The 25,899-nt window shown below is 71.8% G+C and carries 15 protein-coding genes and 1 pseudogene; 13 read left to right on the top strand and 3 right to left on the bottom strand.

Annotated features, from left to right (window positions below; genetic code table 11):
* Positions 1-17: 17 nt before the first annotated feature.
* The 6 genes and pseudogenes from J2Z30_RS13920 to J2Z30_RS13945 all read left to right on the top strand — a co-directional run.
* Positions 18-3,635 (top strand): annotated as a pseudogene (locus tag J2Z30_RS13920) (type I polyketide synthase); the annotation flags it as partial.
* Positions 3,636-3,682: 47 nt separating this feature from the next.
* A complete protein-coding gene (locus J2Z30_RS13925) occupies positions 3,683-4,069 on the top strand; it encodes a nuclear transport factor 2 family protein (protein WP_245387985.1) in 387 nt (128 codons plus the stop codon).
* 35 nt (positions 4,070-4,104) lie between these two features.
* Positions 4,105-4,581 carry a nuclear transport factor 2 family protein gene (locus J2Z30_RS13930; protein WP_044567778.1) on the top strand — a complete coding sequence of 159 codons (477 nt, stop codon included), beginning with the start codon at positions 4,105-4,107 and terminating at the stop codon, positions 4,579-4,581.
* A 26-nt stretch (positions 4,582-4,607) separates the two neighbouring features.
* On the top strand, positions 4,608-6,038 hold the full coding sequence (locus tag J2Z30_RS13935; RefSeq protein WP_078956471.1) for an NAD(P)/FAD-dependent oxidoreductase: 1,431 nt from the start codon (positions 4,608-4,610) through the stop codon (positions 6,036-6,038).
* A complete protein-coding gene (locus J2Z30_RS13940; protein ID WP_052701189.1) occupies positions 6,035-9,928 on the top strand; it encodes a type I polyketide synthase in 3,894 nt (1,297 codons plus the stop codon). Before J2Z30_RS13935 ends, J2Z30_RS13940 begins: the two co-directional genes overlap by 4 nt.
* A 36-nt stretch (positions 9,929-9,964) precedes the next feature.
* Entirely contained in the window at positions 9,965-10,375 is a 411-nt protein-coding gene (locus J2Z30_RS13945; RefSeq protein WP_044567780.1) for an acyl carrier protein, read from the top strand.
* An 82-nt stretch (positions 10,376-10,457) separates the two neighbouring features.
* On the opposite strand, the gene J2Z30_RS13950 is transcribed toward J2Z30_RS13945, so the two are convergent.
* Positions 10,458-11,717, bottom strand: a complete 1,260-nt coding sequence (locus J2Z30_RS13950) for a cytochrome P450 (protein ID WP_044567781.1) — start codon at positions 11,715-11,717, stop codon at positions 10,458-10,460.
* Between the two features lie 172 nt (positions 11,718-11,889).
* Between J2Z30_RS13950 and J2Z30_RS13955 the strand changes: the two genes are divergently transcribed.
* On the top strand, positions 11,890-12,756 hold the full coding sequence (locus J2Z30_RS13955; protein ID WP_044567782.1) for an alpha/beta fold hydrolase: 867 nt from the start codon (positions 11,890-11,892) through the stop codon (positions 12,754-12,756).
* 164 nt (positions 12,757-12,920) lie between these two features.
* On the opposite strand, the gene J2Z30_RS13960 is transcribed toward J2Z30_RS13955, so the two are convergent.
* Positions 12,921-13,628 carry a TetR/AcrR family transcriptional regulator gene (locus J2Z30_RS13960; protein ID WP_052701190.1) on the bottom strand — a complete coding sequence of 236 codons (708 nt, stop codon included), beginning with the start codon at positions 13,626-13,628 and terminating at the stop codon, positions 12,921-12,923.
* A gap of 126 nt (positions 13,629-13,754) precedes the next feature.
* Between J2Z30_RS13960 and J2Z30_RS13965 the strand changes: the two genes are divergently transcribed.
* The 6 genes from J2Z30_RS13965 to J2Z30_RS13990 all read left to right on the top strand — a co-directional run bounded on the left by J2Z30_RS13965 (position 13,755) and on the right by J2Z30_RS13990 (position 20,828).
* On the top strand, positions 13,755-15,431 hold the full coding sequence (locus J2Z30_RS13965) for an amidohydrolase (RefSeq protein ID WP_052701191.1): 1,677 nt from the start codon (positions 13,755-13,757) through the stop codon (positions 15,429-15,431).
* Positions 15,432-15,549: 118 nt separating this feature from the next.
* Complete coding sequence (locus J2Z30_RS13970; protein WP_308279929.1) at positions 15,550-17,151, top strand: ABC transporter substrate-binding protein; 1,602 nt, start codon at positions 15,550-15,552, stop codon at positions 17,149-17,151.
* Positions 17,148-18,116, top strand: coding sequence for an ABC transporter permease (locus J2Z30_RS13975; protein WP_044567785.1), 969 nt, complete (start codon positions 17,148-17,150; stop codon positions 18,114-18,116). Before J2Z30_RS13970 ends, J2Z30_RS13975 begins: the two co-directional genes overlap by 4 nt.
* Entirely contained in the window at positions 18,113-18,976 is an 864-nt protein-coding gene (locus J2Z30_RS13980) for an ABC transporter permease (RefSeq protein WP_044567787.1), read from the top strand. The genes J2Z30_RS13975 and J2Z30_RS13980 overlap by 4 nt, the downstream gene beginning before the upstream one ends.
* The gene (locus J2Z30_RS13985; protein ID WP_044567788.1) at positions 18,976-20,001 is read left to right on the top strand and encodes an ABC transporter ATP-binding protein; all 1,026 of its coding nucleotides are present in this window, start codon (positions 18,976-18,978) and stop codon (positions 19,999-20,001) included. Before J2Z30_RS13980 ends, J2Z30_RS13985 begins: the two co-directional genes overlap by 1 nt.
* Positions 19,998-20,828 carry an ATP-binding cassette domain-containing protein gene (locus tag J2Z30_RS13990; RefSeq protein WP_044567789.1) on the top strand — a complete coding sequence of 277 codons (831 nt, stop codon included), beginning with the start codon at positions 19,998-20,000 and terminating at the stop codon, positions 20,826-20,828. The genes J2Z30_RS13985 and J2Z30_RS13990 overlap by 4 nt, the downstream gene beginning before the upstream one ends.
* A 37-nt stretch (positions 20,829-20,865) precedes the next feature.
* On the opposite strand, the gene J2Z30_RS13995 is transcribed toward J2Z30_RS13990, so the two are convergent.
* Positions 20,866-25,893, bottom strand: a complete 5,028-nt coding sequence (locus J2Z30_RS13995; protein WP_044567791.1) for a type I polyketide synthase — start codon at positions 25,891-25,893, stop codon at positions 20,866-20,868.
* Positions 25,894-25,899 lie beyond the last annotated feature (6 nt).

Raw genomic sequence — 25,899 nt, forward strand, 5'->3', positions numbered from 1 at the left:
TCACCCACACCATCACCGCCTGCCAACAAAAAGGCCACCGCGCCCGACTCATCGACGTGAACTACGCCTCCCACAGCGCCCAAATCGACGAAATCACACAGGAGTTGAACGAACTCCTCGCCGGGGTCAAGCCGGTCCCGGGCAAGGTGGCGTTCTACTCGACCGTCACCGGAACCCGCATGGACACCAGCGCACTCGACACCGCCTACTGGGTCAGGAACCTCCGCGAACAAGTACGCTTCGCCGACGCCGTACGAGCACTCCTCGACGACGGCCACCGCGTATTCATCGAAGCCAGCACACACCCCGTCCTCACCATCGGCATGCAGGAGAGCATCGAGGAGGCGGGGGTCGACGCGGTCACCATCCCGACCCTGCGGCGCGACCACGGTGGCGCGGCCCAGCTGGCGCGGTCGGTGGCACAGGCGTTCACCGCCGGAGTCAGCGTCGACTGGACCCGCTGGTTCCGCACCGACCCCGCACCCCGCACCATCGACCTGCCCACCTACGCCTTCCAGCGTGAGCGGTACTGGCTGGACGGAGAGGGCGGGCCGGGTGGCGACCCGGCCGATCTGGGGCTGACGGCCGCCGGGCATCCGCTGCTCGGCGCCGCCGTGGAACTCGCCGACGGCACCACTCACGTGCTCACCGGCCGGATCTCCACGCGGTCCCATCCATGGCTCGCCGAGCATGTGGTGGCGGGTACGGTGCTGGCGCCGGGCGCGATGCTGGTGGAGTGGGCGCTGCGAGCGGCCGACGAGGCCGGCTGCGGCGGTGTGGAGGAACTGGCGCTCCAAGTGCCGCTGGCGCTGCCCGAGTCCGGTGGGCTGCGGGTGCAGGTGGTGGTGGGTGCCGCGGCGGAGGACGGGCGGCGTGAGGTGCGGATGTACTCGCGTCCCGACCGGCCCGACCGGCCCTACCGACCCGACCGGCCCGACCGTCCCCAACGGCCCGACGCCCCCAACGGCACAGACCACGCCCCGGCCCTCGATTCCGGCCCGGACGCGGGGTGGGTGTGTCATGCGGTGGGCGTGCTCGCGCCCGCCGCCGACGCCCCCGCACCGGTGGAGGGCCTGGGCGGGGCATGGCCGCCGCCGGGCGCGGAGCCGCTGGACGTCGGTGCCTTCTACGAGCAGGTGATGGCGGCGGGGTACGGCTACGGCCCGGCGTACCAGGGCCTGACGGCCGCGTGGCGCCAGGGCGGGGATGTCCTCGCCGAGGTGGCACTGCCCGATGCCGCGGGAGGCCGGGACGGATTCGGCATCCATCCGGTGCTGCTGGACGCGGCGCTGCATCCGTCGCTGCTGATGGACCGGCCCGAGGGCCAGGAGGACGACGGCCAGGTGTGGTTGCCGTTCGCCTGGAACGGCGTGTCACTGTGGGCCACCGAGGCGGCCACGGTACGGGTCCGGCTGTCGCGGGACGAGGAGCGGCAGTCGCTGCGGCTGACGGTGGCGGACACGGTGGGTGCGCCGGTGCTGACGGTCGACTCGCTGGTGACCCGCCCTGCCGCGACGGACCGGTCGCGCACGGCCGCCCGTGCCGTGGACGGGCTGTTCACCCTGGACTGGACGCCGCTGCCCGCTCCGGCCACCGCACCGTCCCCCACCTCGGTGGTCGGCGACGGCGGTTGGGTGGTGCTGGGCGAGGACCGGCTGGGGCTGGCGGAGCCGGTCCGGGCGGGCACGAGCGACGCAGTGGCATGCCATCCGGACCTGGAGGCGCTGATCGCGGCCGTCGACGCGGGCGAGCCCGCCCCTGCCGTCGTCCTGGCCCATCCGTACGCCGCCGAGGGCGGCCACGGGGACGGACTGGAGGCGGACGGACTGGAGGCGACCGAGGAGCTGCTGGGGCTGGTGCAGTCCTGGCTGCGGCGCCCGGCGCTGGCCGACACGCGGCTGGTGGTCGTCACACGGGGCGCGGTGGCGGCGGCCCGTCCCCGCAAGGACACCGATGACACCGATAGCGCCGATCGCGCCGACGACACCGACGCCACCGCACTGGATCCGTCCGGTGCCGGGGCGTGGGGGCTGATCCGCAGCGCCCAGTCGGAGAACCCGGGCCGGTTTGTGCTGCTCGACCTCGCTGAGGGCCGCGAGGGCCGCGAGGACCGCGAAGGACTCGTGGAGGCCGTGGTGCGCGCGATCGAGGCGCATGAGCCCCAGATGGCGCTGCGGGACGGACGGGTGCTGGTGCCCCGGATGGTCCGCGCGACGGTCGCGACCGGCCCGGCCATCGACGGCCAGGACGAGGAGGAGACCGCCGGGCTCGACACCGAGGGCACCGTGCTGATCACGGGTGGCACCGGCACCCTGGGCGCTCTGGTCGCCGAACACCTGGTGCGCGCATGGGGCGTCAGGCATCTGCTGCTGGTGAGCCGGAGCGGCCCGGAGGCCATCGGCGCAGATGAACTCACCGATCGGCTGACCGAGTTGGGGGCGCGGGTACACATCACCGCGGCCGATGTCACCGACCCGGACGCGGTGGCCGATCTGGTGGCCGGGGTCGATCCCGCGCATCCGCTGACCGGTGTGGTCCACGCGGCCGGGGTGCTGGACGACGCCGTCCTCACCACCCAGACCCCGGAGCGGCTGGCCCGGGTGTGGCGTCCGAAGGCCACGGCCGCGGCCCATCTGCACGCCGCGACCGCGGAACTGCCGCTGTCCCTGTTCGTGATGTTCTCCTCCACGGCGGGCACGCTGGGCGCCTCCGGGCAATCCAACTACGCTGCGGCGAACGCCTATTGCGACGCGCTGGCCGCCCGCCGCCGCGCCCTCGGCCTGCCGGGGCTTTCCGTGGCGTGGGGCCTGTGGGCCGACGCCAGCGCGATGACCGGGCATCTGGCGGAGACGGACCGGGCCAGGATGAGCCGGTCGGGTATCGGAGCGATGTCCAGCGAGCGGGCGCTGGGGCTCCTGGACGCCGCCGTGCGCCACGGCCACCACCATCTGATCGCCATCGACCTGGACGTACGGGCGCTGGCGGGCCGGCCGGCGCTCACCCTGCCCGCTCCCCTGCGGGCGCTCACCGGTGGCGGTACGGCCCGGCGCACCGCGGCCACGGCCCGGCCGCACACCGACTGGGCCGGTCATCTGGCCGCGCTGCCGCTGGAGGAGCAGCGCCGTACGCTGCTCAATCTGGTCCTCACCCATGCCGCGGCGGCGCTGGGCCACTCCGACCCGGGGCGGATCCAGACCGAGCGCGGCTTCCTGGAGCTCGGCTTCGACTCGCTCACCGCGATCGAGCTGCGCAACAGGCTGACGGCCGTGACCGGGCTGCGGCTGGCCACCACCCTCATTTTCGACCACCCGAATCCGGCCGCGCTCGCCGTCCATCTGCATGCGGAATTGGCGCCCGAGGACGTGGATCCGCTCGCCCCGATGCTGGGCGAAATCGACAGGCTGGAAAGCGCGCTGCTTTCCGTCGCCCAGGACGGGGCGGCACATGAGGCGCTGTTGAAACGCCTTCAGTCCACGCTGTCGAAACTGGGCGCCTTGCACGGCGGTGGGACGGAGGAAGGCCAGGCGGCCGGCCGTATTCGGGACGCCACGGCCGACGAGATCTTCCAGTTCATCGACCAGGACCTGGGCCGAAGCGAAAGCGACGGAGAGCATGCACATGGGGGCACACGGTGATTGATGAGCGAAGCCGGAAGAAGCTCATTCTCGAGCACAGCCGCCGGATGAACGCCGCGGATATCGACGGGCTTCTCGAACTCTACGCGCACGAGGTCACGTTCGAGGATCCGGTCGGATCGGGGCGCAGGACCGGACGGGACGCCCTCCGTGCGCATTTCGAGGAGCTCGCCGCGGCGGGTATCACCGAGATTCCCGGTGAGCCGGTCGCGGGGCAGGACGGGGTGCATGTCCTGGTGCCGGTGACGGCCACCATGGACTATCTGCCCAAAGGCCCCGGCTTCACCGAGCGCGGCTGGCTGGCGGCTCCGGACGCCCCGGAGAACTCCCGCATCACCTGGGAGTACGTCCTGATGATGCGCGCGGGGGCCGGTGGCCTCATTCAGGAACTGCAGATGTTCTGGGGGAGGTCGGACATTGGTATCGCCGACTGATCCCCCACGACCCCGGCACCGCACAGGAGGCGTTCATGGCCGATGAGGCGACCCTCAAGAGGATGGCTCTGGAATACGCGCGGCGCATGAACGAGGGTGATGTCGCGGCCGTATTGGAGCTGTTCTCGGACGACATCGTCTTCGAGGACCCAGTCGGCGCGCCCCCGCTCATCGGAAAGGACGCCCTTCGCGGACACATCGCCTGGTCCATCGAATGCCAGGTGCACGAGACCCCGGGCCGTCCGGTCACTTCCATGGACGGCCGCAGGGTGGCGGTGCCGACCACGGTCACGGTGTACGCGCCGACCAAACTCACCTTCAGCATCATCGGCGTGATCGAACTCGGTGATGACGGTCTGGTCCATCACGCCCAGGCGTTCTGGGGCATCACGGATACGAAAGTGGGCGACGGCCCCGAACTCACCGGTGTCGCGCATTTCATGGCGGTCACCCAGAACCTCGCCAAGATGGTCCAGGCCAAGGGCAGCCCCAGTCCGACGGGAAAGCCGTAAGCGGTGAAGGGAGGGGAGCGAAAACCATGACCGAACCCACACACGGAATCGTTCTGGGCGGGGGCTGGGCGGGAATGCTGGCCGCCCATGTGCTGGCCCGCCATCTGGAACGTGTCACCGTCGTGGAGCGCGATGTGCTGCCGGACGGCCCCCGGCACCGCAAGGGATCGCCGCAGGGACGCCATGTCCATGTGTTGTGGTCCAGCGGTGCGCGCATCGTGGACACGCTGCTGCCGGGCATGATCGACCAACTGCTCGACGCGGGCGCCCGCCGGATCGGATTCCATCAGGATCTGGTGACCTTGACTTCCCACGGCTGGCAGCACCGCTTTCCGCCGCGGCAGTACGCCCTGATGTGCACCCGTCCGTTCCTGGACTGGAAGGTCCGCGACCGCGTACTCGCCACCGGGCGGATCACCGTGCGCCGGCGCACCGAGATCCTCGATCTGGTCGGCGACGCCAAACGGGTCACCGGGGTCCGGGTGCGCGACGTGGACACCGGGGCGGGCGAAACCCTGGAGGCCGATCTGGTGGTCGACGCCTCCGGGCGAGGTTCCCGGCTCCGGCACTGGCTGTCGGCGCTGGAGGTGCCGCCGCTGGAGGAGGACATCGTCGACGCGGGCATCGCCTACGCCACCCGTGTGTACCAGGGCCCGCCGGGCGCCGCGGCCGGATTCCCCGCCGTCAACGTGGCCGCCGACCACCGGCTGCGCGAGCCGGGCCGGTTCGGGGTGGTGTATCCGCAGGAGGACGGCACCTGGATGGTGACCCTGTCGTGCACCCGGGGCGCCGGACTGCCCACCCGTGACGACGAGTTCCTGCCCTACGCGCGGACACTGCGTCATCCGCTGGTCGCCGATCTCATCGCGCTCGCCAAGCCGCTGACCTCGGTGGCCGTCTCGCGGGTCGGTGCCAACCGGCGGCTGTATCCGGAGCGCCTGGACATCTGGCCGGAGGGGCTGCTGGTGCTCGGGGACGCGCTGGCCGCGTTCAACCCGATCTACGGCCATGGCATGAGCTCGGCGGCTCGCGCGGCCGCCGCACTGGACACCGAGCTCCAGCGGTCCGGGATCGCCGGGGGAACGACGCACCGGGCCCAGCAGGCGATCAGCGCCACCGTGGACGACCCCTGGATCATGGCCGCGTCCAAGGACGTGGAGTACGTCAACTGCCGGATGAACACGACGGATTCACGGCTGACGGGCGGGGCCGTGGCGCGGCAGCGCTTCTCCGATCTGATCGCCGACCGGTCGATTCGGTCCTCGGCGGTGTGTGACGTGGTGACCGACGTCATCAGCCTCACCGCCCCGCAGGCCGAGCTGGCGTCCAGCCGCTTCCTGTCGCTGATGCAGAAGGACCGGGTCCTCCCGGAGCTCACCGAGCCGCCGCTGACCGCCGATGAGCTCGCGCTGGTGGGTCTGAGCCCGCGCAGCGCAGTGGGTGCGGGCGGCTCATGAGCACCGAGGAAAAGCTCGTCGACTATCTCAAGTGGACCACCGCCGAGCTCCATGAGACCCGGCAGCGGCTGCGGGAGGTCCAGGAGGAGCTGGAGGAGCCGATCGCCATCGTGGGCATGGCCTGCCGGTTCCCCGGCGGTGTGCGCACCCCGGCCCAGCTGTGGGACCTGGTGGCCGACGGGCGGGACGCCGTCTCCAGCTTCCCCACCGACCGGGGCTGGGACCTGGAGAACCTCTACCACCCCGATCCGGAAAACCACGGCACCTCGTATGTGCGGGCCGGCGGTTTCATCTATGACGCGGCCGACTTCGACGCCGAGTTCTTCGACATCGGCGCCCGGGAGGCGGCGGCCATCGAACCGCAGCAGCGGATGCTGCTGGAGCTGGCGTGGGAGGCGACGGAGAGCGCGGGCATCGATCCGCACACCCTGCGGGGCAGCCGGACCGGTGTCTACACGGGGGTGATGTACCACGACTACGCCTCGCGTCTGGACGAGATCCCCGAGGGTCTGCTGGGCCATGTGGGCAACGGCAACGCGGGCAGTGTGTCCTCGGGCCGGGTGGCGTTCACCCTCGGTCTGCAGGGCGCGGCGGTCAGCCTGGACACCGCCTGTTCGTCGTCGCTGGTGGCGATGCATCTGGCGGCCGGGGCACTGAGGCGGCGCGAGTGCACGCTGGCGCTGGCCGGTGGCGCCGCCATCATGTACACCGCGAGCGTGTTCCAAGTGGCCTCCAGTCAGCGCCAGTTGTCACCCGACGTCCGGTGCCGGTCGTTCGCGGACGCCGCCGACGGCATGGTGTACGGGGAGGGCGCCGGTCTGCTGCTGCTGGAGCGGCTGTCGGACGCACGGCGCAACGGCCATCCGGTGCTGTCCGTGATCCGCGGCTCGGCCATCAACCAGGACGGTGCCAGTACGGGCATGGCCGCGCCCAACGGCCCGGCCCAGCAGCAGCTGATCCGCGACGCCCTGGCGAACGCCCTGCTGTCCACGGGGGACGTGGACGCGGTGGAGGCGCATGGCACGGGCACCGCGTTCGGCGACTCCATCGAGCTCCAGGCGCTGCTCGCCACGTACGGACAAGACCGTCCGGACGACCGGCCGCTGCTGCTGGGATCCATCAAGTCGAACATCGGTCATACGCAGGCCGCCGCCGGCATGGCCGGTGTGATCAAGATGGTGATGGCGATGCGCCGGGGCGTACTGCCGCGTTCGCTCCACATCGACCGGCCGACCCGGCTGGTGCACTGGCGCAAGGGCGCGGTGCGGCTGCTGACCGAGCGGGTTGACTGGCCGCGGGTGGACCGGCCACGGCGGGCCGGTGTGTCCTCGTTCAGCGCCAGCGGCACCAACGCCCATGTGATTCTCGAGGAGTTCACCGAATCGGTGGAGGGCACCGCCGACGAGGGTGGCGTCCGCGACCCGGGGGTGGTGCCGTGGGTGCTGTCCGCGCGGGGTGCGGCGGCGCTGCGCGGCCAGGCCCGTGCGCTGGCCGCATATGTGGCCGCTCCCAGGCTGTCCCCCACAGACGTCGGTTGGTCGCTGGTGACCACGCGATCGGTGTTCGACCACCGGGCGGTCGTGGTCGGCCGCGGGCCGGACGAGCTGAGGGCGGGACTGGCCGCGCTGGCGGCCGGTGAGCCGCACCCCTCGGTGGTGGGGCCCGATGTGGCCCGTACCAGCGCGGCGGCTTCGGCGGGCGGGACGGTGTTCGCCTTCGGCGGCGAGGGCGGTCATCCGCCGGGGACGGGCCGCGAGCTGTACGACCGGTTCCCCGTCTTCGCCACGGCCTTCGACGAGGTCGGTGGGCTGCTCGGGGCGGAGGGGGAGCACGACGCGTCCTCCCGGGCCGGGCTGTTCGCCCTCTACGTGGCGCTGGCCCGGCTGCTGGCCTCGGTGGGGGTGCGGCCCGCCGCGGTGGTGGGCTGTGGGGTCGGTGAGATCGCCGCGGCCCACATCACCGGTGCTCTGGACCTCGCCGACGCCTGCCGACTGGTGGCCGCCGACGCCGGTCCGGGCCCGGTGGAGTACGAGCGGCCGCCCATGCCCTCGTTCGACGGGGCCGGTGCGGTGTGGGAGCTGGGGCCCGGGGTGATGCTGCCTTCCGCCCCGGCGGCGCTGGTGCTGGCGCCCTTCCGTGGCGAGGCCGAGGTGCGGGCGCTGATGTGCGGCCTGGCCCGTATGCACACCATGGGCGCCACCGTGGACTGGGCCACCCTGTTCGACGGCGATCCGGCTCCCCGCGCCGTCCCACTGCCCACCTACGCCTTTCAGCGACAGCGCTTCTGGCTGGAGAACGAGGCGCCGACGGAGGCCGTGCCCACGGTGGAGACCTGGGCGGAGGCCGAGTTCTGGGACGCCGTGGAACGTACGGACGCGGCGGCCCTGACCCGGGCGCTCGAGGTGCCCGCCGAGCGGCGGGAGGTGCTCGCGGAGATTCTGCCCGCCCTGGCCACCTGGCGGCGGCAGCGGGAGTGGCGCCACCGCATCGTCTGGAAGCCCCTCCCCGACCCGCCGACACCACGGCTGACCGGCACCTGGCTGATCGTGACGTCCGGCGACGGCGGGGACGGCGCCACGGTGGCCGCCGTGACCACCGCGCTGCGCGAACATGGCGCGGAGACCGCCATGTTCGCTCCGAACACCACGCCGCCGGACGACGCGGCGCCGGTCCGGCGGATGGCCGAGGCCACCGCCGGACGGTCGGTCGCGGGGGTGCTCTCCCTGCTGGCGCTGGAAGGCGCCCGGCCACCGGCCGGCGACGGGCGGAGCCCGGCGCTCGCCCCGACCGTGGAGTTGTTCGAGACGCTACGGCGGGCCGGGGTCGAGGCTCCGGTGTGGCTGGCCACCCGTGGTGGCGTCAGCGTCGACGTGGGCGATCCGATGTCCCGTCCGGAGCAGGCCGGGTTCCGGGGCCTGGGCGGCGCACTGGCGATGGAGCGTCCACGCCGGTGGGGCGGGCTGGTCGACCTGCCGGACAGGTTCGACGACCGCGCGCGGCGGCGGCTCGCGGGCGTGCTGGCCGGGGCGTACGGCGAAGTGGAGGTGGCCGTACGAGGCGACAGCTGCTTCACCCGGCGCCTGGTGCGCGATGTCCCCACGGCCCTCGCCACCCCCGCGCGACGGCTCCGGGGAACGGTCCTCATCACGGGTGCCGCCACCGCCCTGGGCGCCCACACCGCCCGCTGGGCGGCCGGGGACGGCGCCGAACACCTGCTGCTCATCGATACCGCGCCACCGTCCGCCGATCTGGTGGCCGAGCTCCGCGCCTCGGGCGTACGGACGTCCGTGGCCACCGTCGACGTGGCGGACCCGGAAGCGGTGGCCACGGCCGTCGCGGGAATTCCCGCGGAGTTCCCGCTGACGGCCGTCCTGCATCTCACGGCGCCCCTGGCCGCGGAGGCGGGGCGGCTGGAGGTGGCGCGGATCGAGCGCGAGTGGGCGGCCACGGTGGCGGGCGCGGTGAACCTCTGCGCCCTCGGCAGCGACCATGAGCTGTCGGCTTTGGTGCTCGGGTGCTCGGTCGTGGGCGTCCTGCCCAGCCCGGGTCTGGGCAACCAGGCGCCGGCGCACGCCTATCTGGGCGCGCTCGCCCAGGAGTGCCGGGCTCGGGGCGTTCGGGCGACCTCGGTGTGCTGGGGCTCGATCGACGACCCCGACACGGGCGTCGGCGCCGCCAAGCAGCTGCGCGCCAACGGGCTGCCCGCGCTGCCCCAGCGCTCGGCCGCCGCTCTGCTCCGGCAGGCGGTCATGGCGGACACGGCTTCCGTGGTCATCGCGGACATCGACTGGGCCTGGATGACCGCACACGCCTCCGAGCTGGGAACACATCGGCTCTTCGATGACGTCTCCGGCCCTTCGAGCACGCCGCATACGCACCGCGGTCGGTGACCGACGCCGACCGGCCCCAACCAGGCGGGAGTACCCATGAACACACACACCAAAGTCAACGACCACACCCCCGGCGACGGCACCGAAGCTCAAGGAGACGGATCAGCGATGCAGACGGAGAAGAGCGAGACCGCACTCGACGGGGCGGCGCTGCACCAGGCGCTCGCCATCGCCACGGCCGAGGAGCGCGAGGACATCATGCGGGAGACCGTACGGACACAGCTGGCCGACATCCTGGCACCCACCGTGGTGGAAGACGACAGCAACTTCCTGGAGAACGGGCTCACTTCGCTGACCGCTCTCGAACTCACCCGCAATCTGATGACGCTCACCGACGTGGAGATCCCCCTCGTCGCCATCCTGGAGTACCCCACCCCCGCCCAGCTCGGCCACTACCTGGCCGAGGCGTACGCCGCGGTGAACTCCGGTGACGGCGCCACGGCCTAGTCCGGCCCGCGGGGCACAACGCCGCGCGGGAGGGGATCAGCCCCCTCCCGCGCGGCGTTTTCGGTGCTGCGGGGCAAGTGCGTCAGAAGGCGCACTCCACATGCTTGATGGCCTCGACAAAGCTGGCCACCAGCCGCCGGGGCTTCCCCACCGTGCGGATCTCCGGCAGCCGGCCGAACAGCTCGCGGAAGAGCACCGTGACCTCCATCCGGGCGAGATGGGCACCCAGGCAGAAATGCGGTCCGACCGACCCGAAGGTCATATGCGGATTGGGGTCCCGGGTGATGTCGAACTCGTAGGGGTCGGGGAAGACGTCCTCGTCCCGGTTGGCCGACCAGTAGAAGAGCAGCAGCTTGTCGCCCTCCTCGAAGCGGTGGCCGTTCACCTCGCAGTCGCGCCGGACGGTGCGCCGCATCCAGTTGATGGGGGTGGCGACCCGCAGGATCTCCTCGACCGCGCCCGGCGCGTAGGCCTCGAAGTCGGAGAGCAGCAGCTTCCGCTGCTCCGGATGCTCGCTGAGCAGCACCAGACCGCGCGAGATGGCGTTGCGGGTCGTCTCCATTCCGGCGACGACGAGCAGGATGAAGAAGGACGAGAGCTCTTCGGGGCTGAGCCGCTCACCGTCGATCTGCGCCTGCACCAGCCGGGTGATCAGATCGCCCGTGGGGTTGCGGATGCGGTCGGCGGCGAGCCGTGCGATGTAGTCGGCGAGTTCATGGGAGGTCTTCAGCAGGGCGGCGGTGGCCTGATCGGCCCGGGGAACATATTCGGGGTCGAAGGTGCCGACGATGATATTGGACCGGTCGTAAATGAACTCGTAGTCGTCGTCGGGAATCCCCATCATGCCGCTGAGCACCGCGATCGGCATGATCGCCGCGACCTTCCGGACGAAGTCTCCCGGCCCTTCCGCGATGAGGTCGTCGACAATCTTCCGGGCCGCCTTGTGGGATGCCACCTCGAACTCGGCGGCCATTCCCCGGCCGAACGCGCGGGAGACCAGCCGGCGCATCCGGGCGTGCTGGGGATTGTCCATGTTGATCATCGATCCGAAGAAGTCGTTGAACTCCTCCGGCAGATCGATGATGCTGATCGCGGTGGGCACGGAGCCGAAGTCCTGCGGACGCCGGCTCACCTCGGCGATATCGGCATGCCGGACCATCGCGTAATAGCCGGACCCCTGCCCGAACCCGGGCATGACCGGCTCGCGGAAGAGAACGGGCTCCGGCCGTCCGCGCAGCGCCGCGAAGGCGGCATCGCGGTCGCCGTAGGGCTGTGCCCAGAAGGACAAGTCGGTGAGGTCGATGTTGTCGATATGGGCGAACCTGGATTCCGGGGGATACACGGCGCCTCACTTCGGCTCGGAGTCTACGGTCGGCAAGGGAGGTGGGTCGGCATGAGAGTATGAATCGCCCGGCCATCCAGCATCTCGCCTCCCGCTAAAGCGCCGCTAATTCGCGCATACCTCACATCCGCAGCGGTCGAATCGGATTGGGCGGTCCGGCTAGAATTCCGCCATGGATCTTTCCGTGCCCGTAACCGACGATGTGAAATTGCATTTCCGGCACCGGCCGGGAACGGCGTCGCCTCCCTTTCTCCTGGTCCATGGCATGGCGTCGAGCGCCCGGCTGTGGGACGAGGTCGCCGACCATCTGGCCGCCGCGGGCCATGCGGTGTACGCGGTGGATCTGCGCGGCCACGGGGACTCCGACACCCCGGAGACCGGATACGACATCCCGACCGCGGTCGCGGATCTGGTGGCGGCGTCCGCCGCCCTCGGGCTGGACCGGGTGGTGGTGGCCGGTCACTCCTGGGGCGGCAATATCTCGGTGCGGCTGACGGCGGAGCACCCCGAGCTGGTCGCCGCGCTGGCCCTGGTGGACGGCGGCTGGCTGGAGCCGGCCAAGGCGTTCTCCTCCTGGGACGCGTTCGTCGGGGCGCTGCGCCCGGCGTCCCTGGAGGGCGCCACCGTGCGGAGTGTGAGCGACTACTTCCGCGCCATCCACCCGGACTGGTCCCCGGCGGCGATCGAGGCCGCGGTGGCCACGATGCGGGAGAACCCGGACGGGTCGCTGTCCCGGCGCATGTCCACCGAGCAGCACATGTCGATCCTGTACAGCATCTGGAACGAGCCGCCGCGGCCGTGGTACGCGGCCGTCGACGTGCCCACCCTGCTCATGCCCGCCATCCCCAAGGGCGCGGACGCGAAGTGGGCAGACCGCATCCGCTCCCGCATCAGGGAGACCACGGCCGATCTGCGCCATGCGACGATGCGCGAATATCTCGACTCCGAGCACGATCTGCACGCCCAGCACCCCCGGCGGGTGGCCGACGATCTGCTCGACCTGGCTCGCGGCCTCCGGCCGACCGGCGACGCTCGCTGACGGCACGGCACCCCCGCCACCGACGGCTGAGCGCTCCGCGGGAAGTGTCGCGAGGTGCGATCGTTCATCCGCGGCCGCGTCGTGGCTGGTCGCGCCCGCGCGGCGGAGCCGCACATCGACACAGCCCCGCGCCCCTTCGGGACGCACCCGCACCGCACCGGACTTCAGCGAGGCCGCTTCGGCCCCCGCAGGGTCTCGGCCCGCTTCTCGATCGCCGAGATCAGCGCCCCGACCGTGGCCTCGAAGATCTGCTCGTCCGTCACCTCGGCGAGTTCGGCGCTCAGACGGGTGATGTTCGGGAGTGCCCGCGGGTCGACCAGCCGGTACTCGCGGGTCCAGGCGGACTCGTCGGCCGCGCGGGCCTCCGCGTCGAACAGGAAATAGGCGGCCTGCTGACCGACATAGGCGAGGAGTGAGTCCGCGACCATACGGTAGTGGAGGGCCGCCTCGGCGCCCTCGAGTCCGGCCTCCATGACGGCGCCGAGGATGAGTTCGACGACCCGGAACTCGTTGGGCCGCCGGGTGGTCCGGCTTGCCATGGCCGAGCCCACCACCGGGTATTTGAGGGCGACCGCCAGCGAGCCGTCGGCGAGCGCCCGGATGCGCCCCTTCCAGTCGAGGCCCTCGGGGATGCTGTCGAGCACCTCGCCGAGCGTGCGGTCCGCGACGGACAGCAGCAGCTCGTCCTTGTCGCGAAAGTGCCGGTAGATCGCGGTCGGGTCGGCACCGAGCTCCTCGCCGAGGCGCCGGACGGTGAAGGCGTCCTCGCTGCCGCGAGCCGCGATGCGCAGGCTCGCGTCGATGATCGCGTCGGGCGTCAGTTGACTGCCTGCGCGCTTGCTCCGGGCCGTGTTGGCGGGTGACTTCGGCATGGTGCGGCCAGTGTATCGATCCAGGAAACGATCAGCGCAATACCGTTGACAACAGCATTGCGCTGCCGTTCACTCCTCCACAACGACAAGCCAGCGGGTCAGCCCGCCGAGCCGGAGGTTGCTTCGATGGCACACCGCAGCCAACAGGCCGACACCGTTTTCATGGGTGGCCGGGTCTTCACCGGAGCCGGAAGAAGGCCCACCCCGGTGGACGCCGCCGTCGCCGTAGGGGGAGGCCGGATCCTGGCCGTCGCCGACGCGAGCGCGGTGTGGTCGCTCGCCGGCGCCGCCACGGAGGTCGTCGACCTGGAGGGCGGACTGCTCGTCCCCGGGTTCCAGGACGCCCATGTCCATCCCGTGGTGGGCGGAGCCCTGATGCTCGGCTGCGACCTGGGTGGGCGGAGCACCGCCGAGGGCTGTCTCGCGGTGGTGGCCCAGTACGCCAGGGACCATCCGGACGCGGCCTGGATCCGCGGCGGCGGCTGGTCCATGGACAGCTTCCCCGGGGGTACGCCGACGCGCGGCATGCTCGACGCGGCGGTGCCGGACCGGCCCGTCCTGCTCACCAACCGCGACGGCCACGGCGCCTGGGCCAACACCCGCGCACTCGACCTCGCGGGGGTCGACCGGCACACCCCCGACCCGGCGGACGGCCGGATCGAGCGGGAGCCGGACGGGACCCCGGCGGGCACCCTGCACGAGAGCGCCGTGGAACTGGTGGCCCGCCATATGCCGATCGCGACCCCGGACGAGGCGTACGCCGGTCTGCTCGCCGCGCAGGAGTACCTCTTCTCGCTGGGAGTGACCGGCTGGCAGGACGCCATGATCGGCGCTTTCCCCGGCAACCCCGACAACTTCGAGGTCTATCTGCGCGCGGCCCGTGAAGGCTTGCTGCTCGCCCGCGTCGTGGGCGCCCTGTGGTGGGACCGCGAACGCGGCCTGGAACAACTTCCCGAGCTGGCGGAGCGCCGCCGCACCGGACGGGTGGGCCGCTTCAACGCCACCAGCGTGAAGATCATGCAGGACGGCGTGGCGGAGAACTTCACCGCGGGAATGCTGGAGCCCTACCTCGACGGCTGTGGCTGCCCCACCGCCAACTCCGGGCTCAGTTTCGTCGACCCCGCCCTGCTCATCGAGGCGGTGTGCGCACTCGACCGCTCCGGCTTCCAAGTGCACTTCCACGCGCTCGGCGACCGCGCGGTCCGTGAGGCCCTCGACGCGCTCGCCGCGGCCCGCGCCGCCAATGGCGTCAATGACAACCGGCACCACATGGCCCACCTCCAGGTCGTCCATCCCGACGACATCGGACGCTTCGCGAGCCTGGACGTGGCCGCGAACATCCAGGCGCTGTGGGCAACGCATGAACCGCAGATGGACGAGTTGACGATCCCGTTCCTGGGCCCCGAACGGGCCGCCCTGCAGTACCCGTTCGAGGATCTGCGGCGCGCCGGGGCCCGCCTGGTCGCGGGCAGCGACTGGTCGGTGAGCAGCCCCAATCCGCTGTGGGGCATCCATGTCGCGGTCAACCGCACCGTACCCCCGGAGGAGACCCCCGGCGCACCGTACCCGCCGTTCCACCCCGAGCAGGCGCTGTCCCTGGCCGAGGCGCTCACCGCGTACACCGCGGGCAGCGCCTGGGTGAACCACCTCGACGACGTGACCGGCACGATCGAGGAGGGCAAGTACGCGGATCTCGTGGTACTCGACCGCGACCCGTTCGCGGGCCCCTCCCAGGAGATCGCCGACGCCCGGGTGCGCCGGACCTATATCGACGGTCGGCCCGTCTTCGCCGCGACCGACTGACGTATCCCCTCCACTTCACCGAGCCCACCCCGGACGGAGCCAGCCGATGCCCATAGGGAGCGCAGGAACGAGACGACGGACACGACCATCGCGGCGCACCGCGGGGACGTTCCTCACCGTGGCCGCGGTGCTCACCGCCGGTGCGTGCAGCGGCACCGCGCACTCGGACAAGGGCGGCAGTACGAGCGCCGCGTACCACCTCACGGACCGAACTCCCGCCGCCACAGGGCAACTTGACTCCTTCACCTGGTCGATCTTCGCCGAGCCCACCTCGATCGACTACGCCTACGCCTTCGACTACCCGCCCAGCCAGATCCTCTCCAACGTCTGCGAGAGCCTGCTGCGCTGGAACCCGGATCTGACGACGTCGCCGAACCTCGCGTCCTCGTACCGCAATCCGACGCCCACCACCTGGGTCTACAAGATCCGCCCCCATGTGCGCTTCCACGACGGGACGGTGCTCACCGCGCACGACGTCGTCGCCTCGCTGCGCCGCCACCTCGACCCCGCCGTGGGCAGCGCCTGGGCCAACTCGTTCCGCAATGTGAAGTCGATCGACCAGTCCGGTGAGCTGGAAGTCACCGTCAGGCTGAAGAAGCCGGACTCGACCTTCAACCAGGAGATGGCGGCCGGCCCCGGCACCGTCGAGTCCGCCGCCACCCTCGCCGAGGAGGGCAAGGACTACGGCAGTCCCAAGGGCGGTGTGAACTGCACCGGGCCGTTCTCGTTCGGGTCCTGGAACCCGGGCCAGTCGCTTGTGCTCAAGAGGTTCGACGGCTACTGGAATCCCAAGCTCAAGGCGAAGGCGGGCCAGGTCAAGTTCGTGTTCCTGAGCGATGCGACGACCCGCGTCAGCGCCTTCCAGAGCGGTGAGGTGGACGGCGGCTGGATGGTCCCCACCGATTCCTACGCCCAACTCCGCTCGTCCCGGGTGGGAAAGCTCTACTTCGGCCGCAACACCACCGTCGCCGACGAGGTGGTCGGCGATCTCAAGGGCCCGCTGGGCGACGCCCGGGTGCGCAGGGCCCTGCTCATGGCCATCGACCGCGAGGGCATCGTCAAGGCGGGCGCCGGCGGAGTCGGCGAGGTCGCCGACTCGCTGGTCACCGACAACGTGTGGAACAGCGCACCCGCCGCGACCCGCAAGGCCCTCCTCGAGAACCTGCCGCGCTACCCGTACGACCCGGCCAAGGCCAAGAAGCTCGCGAAACAGGCCGGAGTGCGGGGCCGCCGGATCACCATCGCGACCAGCCCGCTCGACTCGCAGTCGACGATCACCACACAGGCCGTCGCCCAGGCGGCCAAGGACATCGGGCTCGACCCCGAGATCGACACGCTCCCCCCGGAGAAGTACTCGACGCTCTTCACCGACCCCGCCGCCCGCAAGGGCATCGACCTCTTCCTCACCTTCTGGTACACGTCGATCACCGACCCGCTGGACATGTACACCTCCCTGGAGACCGGCGCGTCCACCAACTACGGGGGCTGGTCGAACAAGGACTTCGACAAGGCCGTCGAGCGGGCCATCGGCACCTACGAACCGGCCGCGCACGCGGAGGCCAACGCGAGGGCGCAGCGGATCGCCCTGCGGGAACTGCCCTGGCTGCCCCTGCACACACAGCCCGTGAGCGTCTTCCTCGGCAACCGGATCACCGGCGTCCGGCCGTCGATCGCCTACCTCTACTACCCGTGGGCGGCCGAGATCGGAGCCAAGGGATGAATCGCACGGCGACACGGGCACTCGACGGTCTGCGCAGACTGGCCGGGATGGCCACGACCCTCCTGGTCACCTCGTTCCTGGTGTTCTCCTCGCTGTACCTGGCGCCCGGCGACCCGGCGAGCTTCCTGGTGCGCGGCCGCAGCGCGAGCCCGCAGGAACTCGCCGAGATCCGGCGCCAGTACGGGTTCGACCAGCCGTTCCTGGTCCGGTACGGGCACTGGCTGGACCAGGTGCTGCACGGCGACTTCGGCCGGTCCTACATCTTCCACCAGGACGTCAGCTCGGTCATCTGGTCGCGCCTGCCGGCCACACTGCTGTTGGTCGGGGTGTCGGCACTGCTGATCGCGGTGGTCGGCATCGCGGCGGGCATGGTCGGCGCGCTGCGCCGCGGCAAGCGGACCGACTCCGTGCTGATGCTTCTGGTGACGGTGGGGGCCGCCGCCCCCGCCTTCGTCGTCGCGGTGCTGTTGAGGTCGCAGTTCGGGGTGCGGCTCGGCTGGTTCCCGACCATCGGCAACGGCACCGGCGTACTCGACCGACTGCATCATGTCGTGCTTCCGGCGGTGGCCCTGTCGGTGACGTTCATGGCGCTGGTGGCCCGGGTGACCCGCTCGGCGATGCTGGAGGAGCTGGGCCGTGAGCACGTCGAGGTCTCGGTGAGCCGTGGTACACCACGGTGGACCGTGATCCGGTGTCATGTGCTGCGCAACGCGCTCGGGCCGATCGTCACCGTCTCCGCGCTCCTGATCTCGGGAATGCTGGTGAGCACCTCGATCGTGGAGACCGCGTTCGGGATGTCGGGCGTGGGATCGCTGCTCGTGCAGTCGGTCAACCAGATGGACTTCCAGGTGGTACAGGCGATCGTGCTGCTCGTGGTGGCCGCGTTCGTCGTGGTCAACGCCCTGGTGGACGTGGCACATCCGCTGATCGATCCACGGGTGGCGGCAGCGGGGAGCGCACGATGAGCGTACGGATCCCAGGCGTGACGCACGGTCCGGTCGCCCGGCTGCGGTCCTTGGGCGGCGGGTGGTCGCAGAACCTGTGCCTGCTGTTTCTGGTCCTGTTCGTCCTGGTCTCGGTGTTCGCACCGTGGCTCGCGCCGCAGGATCCGACCTACGGCGACCTCGGCTCGGGGCTCGTGGGCCCGAGCGCCGAGCACTGGCTGGGCACGGACCAGGGTGGGCACGACACGTTTTCGGCCCTCGTCGAGGGGAGTCGTACGAGCCTGGTCGGGCCGCTCACGGTGGTGCTGTTCTCCACCGTTACGGGCATCGCCGTCGGCCTGTTCACGGCCTGGCGGGGCGGCTGGGCCGACACCGTGATCGGGCGGCTGATCGACGTCCTGTTCGCCTTCCCCGCACTGCTCGTCGCGATCCTCGCGGTGGCGGTCTTCGGCAAGGGGATGACGGCACCGGTGATCGCCATGTCCCTCGCGTACATGCCGTACACCGCCCGGCTGGTGCGCGGCCTCGCCCTGCAGGAGCAGGCCAGGCCCTATATCGCCGCCTACCGTGTGCAAGGGCACTCCGGGATGTTCGTCGCGGTCCGCCGGCTGCTGCCGAACATCGGTCCCACCGTGCTCGCCCAGTCGACCGTCAACTTCGGCTACGCGCTGCTCGACCTCGCCGCCCTGTCCTTCCTGGGCCTTGGCGTTCAGCCGCCGACACCCGACTGGGGCGCGATGATCAACCAGAGTCAGGCCGCGGTGCTGCAGGGGCAGCCGCTGTCGTCGATCGTGCCCGCTGTCGCGGTCGTACTGGTCGTCGTCGCCTTCAACGTGGTCGGAGAGAACGTCGGCGACCGGCTCGCGGGGAGGAATTCCTGATGGCACTGCTCGAGTACGAGGCCCTGGGCATCGCCCTGCCCGGCATGGCCCGCCCGGTCCTCGACGGCATCGATCTGACCGTGGCCGCCGGTGAGGTCGTCGCCCTGGTCGGTGAATCCGGCTCCGGGAAGTCGGTCACCGCCCGCGCCGCCCTCGGCCTGTTCCCCATGGAGGCCGAAGTCGAAGGCCGGGTCCGGGTCGATGGAACGGACCTGGTGAGTGCCGACGCCACCGGCCTGCGGACCATCCGTACGGCCAAGGCGTCGATGATCTTCCAGGACCCGCGGGCGGGCATCAACCCGGTGCGCCGCATCGGGGACTTCCTCACCGAATCGCTGCGCGTCAGCCACGGCTGGACCAAGGACCGAGCCAACGTCCGGGCCGCCGAACTGCTCGCCGCGGTCGGCCTCCCGGACCCCGGTCGGCACCTGAGGCAGTATCCGCACCAGCTCTCCGGCGGCATGCTCCAACGCGTCATGATCGCCGGAGCGCTCACCACCGAACCCCGGCTGCTGCTGTGCGACGAACCGACCACCGCCCTCGACGTCAGCACCCAGGCCGAGATCATGGCCATCCTGGGACGGCTGCAACGCGAACGCGACCTGGGCCTGCTCCTCATCACCCACGACATCGAACTCGCGGCCGCCGCCTGCGACCGCGTCTACGTGATGTACGCCGGGCGGATCGTGGAGACGGCGCCCACCGCCGACCTCTTCGCAGCGCCTCGCCACCCCTACACCGCGGGCCTGCTCGGCTCGTCCCCTCCCCTGTCTGCGCCGAGCGGCCCGCCCGTCCGGCTGACTCCGATCCCCGGGGCCCCGATGGGTCTGCTCGACTCCGTCCCCGGCTGCTCCTTCGCGGCCCGCTGCCGCTTCGCCCGGCCCGGCGTCTGCGACCAGTCACCACCACCCCTGGAGCCGCACGGCACGGCTCTGGTCGCCTGCCACCGCGCCGACGACCTCACCCCCGTGCCCGACGCGCTCGCCGCGACGGCTCCCAACTCAGCGCGGCTGGAGGACGGTTGACCAGCGAGACGGACACGCTGCTCCAAGTGAGCGGTCTGCGCAAGACCTACCGGACGGGAAAGGCGGAGGTCGTCGCGGTCGACGACCTGTCGTTCTCCGTACGGGCCGGCGGCGCGCTCGGCATCGTAGGAGAGTCGGGCTCCGGCAAGACGACCACGGCCCGGATGCTGATCGGCCTCGAACGCCCCGACGCCGGACGGATCCTGGTCCAGGGCGAGCCACTGACCGCGACCGTACGCGGCAAGGCGCCCCGCCTCTCCCGGGCCAAGGCGGTCCAGATCGTCTTCCAGGACCCGTATCTCTCGCTGGACGCGCGCATCAGCATCGGCGCGACCATCGACGGGGTGCTGCGCCTGCACGGCCTGACGGACCGGGCGGGCCGGGCCACCCGCACCAGGGAGCTGCTCGCCCAGGTCGGCCTCGGCGAGCGCGAGGCGGCCGCGCTCCCCCGCAAGCTCTCCGGCGGCCAGCGCCAACGCGCGGCGATCGCGAGGGCGTTGGCCATCGAACCCGCCGTGCTCGTGCTCGACGAGGCGGTGTCGGCGCTCGACGTATCCGTACAGGCACAGGTGCTCAACCTCCTCTGGGACATTCGCCGCGACACCGGCATCGGCCTGGTCTTCGTCAGCCACGATCTGGCCGTCGTGCGATACGTGTGCGACGAGGCGCTCGTTCTGTACCGGGGCCGAACGATGGAACACCGCCCCGTCGCGGACCTCCTCACCGACCCCGGACACCCCTACACACAGCTTCTGCTGGCGTCCGTTCCCCGACCGGGCTGGGACCCCGACTCGATCAGCAGCCGACGCCGGGAGCACACCAGCTGACGCATCGGCGGTCGCGGGCCGGGCCCGCGATCGCCGGTCAGACCCCGAGCTCGCGGTCGATGAGGGCGAACACCTCATCGGCGGTGGCCGCCGCCAGGTCCTGCTCGCCCGCGGGCGCATCGGCCTCCTCGGCGGTGGCGGTGTACTTCCACACCAGGGCCTGCAACCGGTTCACCAGACCGGCCCGGCGCGGGTCGCCGGCCGGCAGCCCGGCCAGTGCGGCCTCGAGTTCGTCGAGGTGTCCGGACACCGGATGTGCCGCGCCGGCCTCCCCCGGGTCCACCTCGGCCAGCAGCTGGCCCGCCAGTGTGCGAGGTGTCGGATAGTCGAAGACCACCGTGGTCGGCAGGCTCAGGCCCGTGGCGGCACGCAGCCGGTTCCTGAGCTCCACGGCCGCGATGGAGTCGAACCCCAGCTCCTTGAACGGGCGGTCCGGCTCGACCGCCTCCGGCGCCGGATAGTGCAGTACGGCCGCCACATGGGCGCGTACCAGCGCCAGCAGACACTCGGCCCGCTCGTCCCCGGGCAGGGCGGCCAGCTCCCGCCGCAGCGCCGACGCCTCGTCGGTGCCGGTGTCCGCCGCGGGTCCCCGCGCGGCCTCGATGGCCTGGCGGGCGGCCGGGACACCGTCGAAGAGCCTGCTGGGACGGGCGAGGGTGAACAGCGGCGCGAAGCGCTCCCATGCCACATCGGCGAGGGTGACGCCCGGATCGTCGTGGTCGAGCACCTGGCGCAGCGCGGTCAGCGCCGGCCGGGAGTCCAGCGGGGACAGGCCCTGCCGCCGGGAGCGCTCGGTGTGCGAGGTCGTCGTCGCGTCCGCTGTCTCACCGCCGTACGGCAGGTCCCACAGCCCCCACGCGATCGAGACGGTGGACCGGCCGTCGGCCCGGTCGTGCCGGGCCAGCGCGTCGAGGCAGGCGGCGGCGGCCGCGTACGAGCCGTGGTCCTTGCTGCCCCAGGACGCGGCGACGGTGGAGAAGTACACCACGGTGTCCCCGGCGCCCATGCCGCAAAGTTCGTCCAAGTGGCGCCCGGTGTCGTCCAGATGGGCGCGGACCTCCTCGGCCAGCCGTCGCGGGGTGAGCTCCATCAGCGGGGCCAGCTCACCGGAGGCCGAGGTGTGGACGATGGTCCCGATCCGTCCGCTCGCCTCCGCCACGCGCCCGACGAGGCGCGCGGTGCCTTCGCGGTCGGCGGGCGCGTGGTCGGCCACGGTGAGTCCGGTGCCGAGCGCGTCCAGTTCGGCCTTCAGCTCCACGGCGCCGGGGGCATCGCCGCCTCCCGGGCACAGCATCACGATGTGTTCCGCCCCGTCTGCGGCCAGGTGGCGGGCGACCTGGGCGGCGGGCCCGTCGGCGGTTCCGGTGATGAGCACGGTGCCCCGGGGCCTCCAGGTGCGCCGCGGGGCACGGCCGCCGATCGGGTCGGGGACCAGCCGACGTACGTACGCACCGGCCTGGCGCAGCGCCACTTCGTCCTCGCCCGAGGCACCGGTGAGCAGGGCGCGCAGCCGCTCCGCGTCGAGGGTGTCCGGGCTCGTGGGCAGGTCCACCAACCCGCCCCACCGGTCGGGGTGTTCGAGGGCGGCCACCCGGCCGAGCCCCCACAGCTGGGCCTGGTGGGGAGCGTCCAGGGGGTCGGAGTCGTCGACGGAGACCGCGCCGCGGGTGGCGCACCACAGGGGCGCGGTGACGGCGGCGTCCACCAGCGCCTGGAGCAGGGTGAGCGTGCCGGTGAGGCCGGGCGCCACGCCGGGGAGTGGCGGCGCGTCGTCGTCCAGGGCCAGCAGCGACAGGACGCCCGTCGGTGGCGGCTCCTCGGCGCACCGGGAGCGCAGCAGCTCGGCCAGCCCCTCGCGGTCGATGTCCTCGGCCAATTCCAGCCGCCGCACCTGGCCGCCGTCCGCGCCCAGCGCCCGTACGCAGGCGTCGGTCCAGGCGTCGGAGGCGCCCTTCGGGTGGACCACGAGCCAGGAGCCCACGGCAGCGGGAGCGGCATCGGTGACGGGCCGCCTGTCGTCGGCGACGGGCCGCCACTCGACGCGGTAGCGCCAGGTGTCCACGGCGGAGCGCTCACGCCGGGCGCGGCGCCATGTCGAGAGCGCGGGGAGCACGGTGCCCAGCGAGGTCCGGTGGCCGGCGTCGTCCGGGAGGCTCAGCGTCTCGGAGAGCGCGTTCAGGTCCTCGCCCTCCACCGCGGCCCAGAACCGGGACTCCTCCTCGTCCGCCGCGGGCCGGGTGTCGAAGGACACCGAGTCGGCCAGCCAGTACCGCTCCCGCTGGAAGGCGTAGGTGGGCAGCTCGACGGTGCGCGGGGCGATGGGGCCGGTGGGGTGGAGGGTGGTCCAGTCGACCGCGACGCCCGCAGTGAAGGCCAGCGCGAGGGACTCGATCAGCCGCGCCGGGCCACCGTGGTCGCGCCGGAGCGTGGGCACGGTGACCGCCTCGACCCCGGCTTCCTCGAAGCTCTCCTGCATGCCGACGGTCAGTACGGGATGGGTGCTGCTCTCGATGAAGACGCGGTGGCCATCGGCAAGCAGCGCCCGGACGGTGTCGGCGAACCGCACCGGTTCGCGGAGGTTGGTCACCCAGTACCCGGTGTCCAGCGCGGTGGTGTCGATCCGGCCGGCGGTGACCGTGGAGTAGAACGCCACCGTGGACGCGACCGGCCGGACACCGGCCAGGGCCTCCGCCAGCTCGTCGGCGATCTCGTCCACCTGGGGGCTGTGCGAGGCGTAGTCCACCTCGATCGGCCGCGCCCGGTCGCCCGCCTCCTGACACGCCGCCACGGCGTGCGCCACCTGCTCGGGCGGCCCGGAAATCACCGTGGACGAGGGGCCGTTGACGGCCGCCACGCCCACGGCCGCCGTCTGGTCGCCCAGCCCGGCCAGCAGCTTCTCGGCCCGCTCACGGCTCACTCCCAGGGAGGCCATCGCCCCGCCACCGGCCAGCCGCCGCAACGCCTTGCTGCGCAGTGCCACGACCTTGGCACCGTCCTCCAGCGACAGGGCCCCAGCCACCACGGCCGCCGCGATCTCGCCCTGGCTGTGCCCGATCACCGCCGCTGGACGTACGCCGTGGCCTGTCCACACCGCGGCGAGCGACACCATCACGGCCCACAGGACGGGCTGCACCACATCGACACGGCCCAGGTGGCCCGCCCCCTCGGCACCGCGCAACACATCGGTGAGGGACCAGTCGACGTACGGCGCCAGGGCACGCTCACACTCCGCCACGCGGGCGGCGAACACATGTGAGGCATCGAGCAGTTCGGCGCCCATGCCCACCCACTGCGAGCCCTGACCGGGGAACACCAGCACCGGGCCCAGGTCCCCGGCCACGGCGGCGCCACCGGGGTGGACCAGGGCCGGGTGCGTCCCGCCGGTGGCCAGTGCCTCCACGGCCGCCATCAGCTCCTCGCGGGTCTCGCCCACGGCCACGGCCCGGTGGTCGAACACCGAGCGGGTGGTGACCAGCGACCAGCTCACCTCGGCGATGGACGGCCCTGGGTCGGCGGCCATTCGCCGGGCGAGGGCGGCGGCCTGCCCCCGCAGGGCCTGGCCGCTACGGGCGGACAGCACCCAGGGCACCACCGCCGTCGCCACCGCCGTCGCCACCGCCGCCCTCGCCATGGAATCGCGGTCGGCGGGCTCTTCCTGCCCGGCAGGGTTACTCGGCTCGGGAGCCTGCTCCAGGATCAGATGGGCATTGGTGCCGCTGATCCCGAACGAGGACACCCCGGCCCTGCGGGGGCGCTCACCCCTCGGCCACGCCACCGGTTCCGTCAGCAGCCGTACCCCGCCGCCTTCCCACTCCACATGCGAGGTCGGCTCATCGATGTGCAGGGTCACCGGCAGCGTCTCGTGGCGGAGCGCCATCACCATCTTGATCACACCGGCCACCCCGGCGGCCGCCTGGGCATGGCCGATGTTCGACTTCAACGACCCCAGCCACAGGGGCCGTTCACCGGGCCGGTCCCGCCCGTAGGCGGCCAGCAGCGCGTGTGCCTCGATCGGGTCGCCGAGGGAGGTCCCCGTGCCATGGGCCTCCACCGCGTCGACCTGATCGGCGGTGAGCCGGGCGTTCTCCAGCGCCTGGCGGATCACCCGCTCCTGCGATACGTCGTTGGGCGCGGTGAGGCCATTGCTGGCACCGTCCTGGTTGACGGCCGAGCCCCGGACCAGGGCCAGCACCCGGTGGCCGTTGCGCCGTGCGTCCGACAGCCGCTCCAGCAGCACCAGGCCGACGCCCTCGGAGAAGCCCGTGCCGTCCGCGGCGGCCGCGAAGGACTTGCAGCGGCCGTCCGGGGCCAGCCCGCGCTGCCGGGAGAACTCGGCGAACGCGGTCGGTGTGGTGAGCGCGGTGACCCCGCCCGCGAGCGCCAGATCGCATTCGCCCTGGCGCAGCGCCTGGCTCGCCAGATGCATGGCCACCAGCGATGACGAACACGCCGTGTCCACCGTCACCGCCGGACCCTCAAGACCGAAGGTGTACGCCACCCGTCCGGAGACCACACTGGTGAGGCTGCCGGTCGTGGCATAGCCCTCGAAGCCCTCCGGCACCTGGGGCATCCGGGACAGATAGTCCTGGCTGGACACGCCCGCATACACACCGGTCCGGCTGCCCTTCATCGTCACCGGGTCGACACCCGCGCGCTCGAACAGCTCCCAGGCCACCTCGAGCAGCAGCCGCTGCTGCGGATCCATCGCCAGGGCCTCGCGCGGGCTGATCCCGAAGAACTCCGCGTCGAAGCGGTCGGCGCCGTCCAGGAACCCGCCGTGCCGGACATAGCTGGTGCCGGGGTGGTCGGGGTCCGGGTGATAGAGGCCCGCCAGATCCCAGCCTCGGTCGGTGGGGAACGCGGTGATGCCGTCGCCACCGGAGGCCACCAGCTCCCACAGCTCCTCGGGGCAGCCGACACCACCCGGATAGCGGCAGGCCATGCTCACGATGGCCACCGGCTCCTGGGACCGCTCCTCCATCTCGCGCAGCCGCTGACGGGCCTGCCCGAGATCCACCGTGACCCGCTTCAGATACTGGCGGAGTTTCTCTTCCGTACCCGACATCAGTCC

This window comes from Streptomyces iranensis (assembly GCF_017874715.1).
GTDB classification, from domain to species: Bacteria; Actinomycetota; Actinomycetes; order Streptomycetales; family Streptomycetaceae; genus Streptomyces; species Streptomyces iranensis.

Coding starts and splice junctions, on each gene's coding strand:
- J2Z30_RS13925 (WP_245387985.1), top strand. CDS start 3,683: ATGAACGCCGCGGATATCGACGGGCTTCTCGAACTCTACGCGCACGAG.
- J2Z30_RS13930 (WP_044567778.1), top strand. CDS start 4,105: ATGGCCGATGAGGCGACCCTCAAGAGGATGGCTCTGGAATACGCGCGG.
- J2Z30_RS13935 (WP_078956471.1), top strand. CDS start 4,608: ATGACCGAACCCACACACGGAATCGTTCTGGGCGGGGGCTGGGCGGGA.
- J2Z30_RS13940 (WP_052701189.1), top strand. CDS start 6,035: ATGAGCACCGAGGAAAAGCTCGTCGACTATCTCAAGTGGACCACCGCC.
- J2Z30_RS13945 (WP_044567780.1), top strand. CDS start 9,965: ATGAACACACACACCAAAGTCAACGACCACACCCCCGGCGACGGCACC.
- J2Z30_RS13955 (WP_044567782.1), top strand. CDS start 11,890: ATGGATCTTTCCGTGCCCGTAACCGACGATGTGAAATTGCATTTCCGG.
- J2Z30_RS13960 (WP_052701190.1), bottom strand. CDS start 13,628: ATGCCGAAGTCACCCGCCAACACGGCCCGGAGCAAGCGCGCAGGCAGT.
- J2Z30_RS13965 (WP_052701191.1), top strand. CDS start 13,755: ATGGCACACCGCAGCCAACAGGCCGACACCGTTTTCATGGGTGGCCGG.
- J2Z30_RS13975 (WP_044567785.1), top strand. CDS start 17,148: ATGAATCGCACGGCGACACGGGCACTCGACGGTCTGCGCAGACTGGCC.
- J2Z30_RS13980 (WP_044567787.1), top strand. CDS start 18,113: ATGAGCGTACGGATCCCAGGCGTGACGCACGGTCCGGTCGCCCGGCTG.
- J2Z30_RS13985 (WP_044567788.1), top strand. CDS start 18,976: ATGGCACTGCTCGAGTACGAGGCCCTGGGCATCGCCCTGCCCGGCATG.
- J2Z30_RS13995 (WP_044567791.1), bottom strand. CDS start 25,893: ATGTCGGGTACGGAAGAGAAACTCCGCCAGTATCTGAAGCGGGTCACG.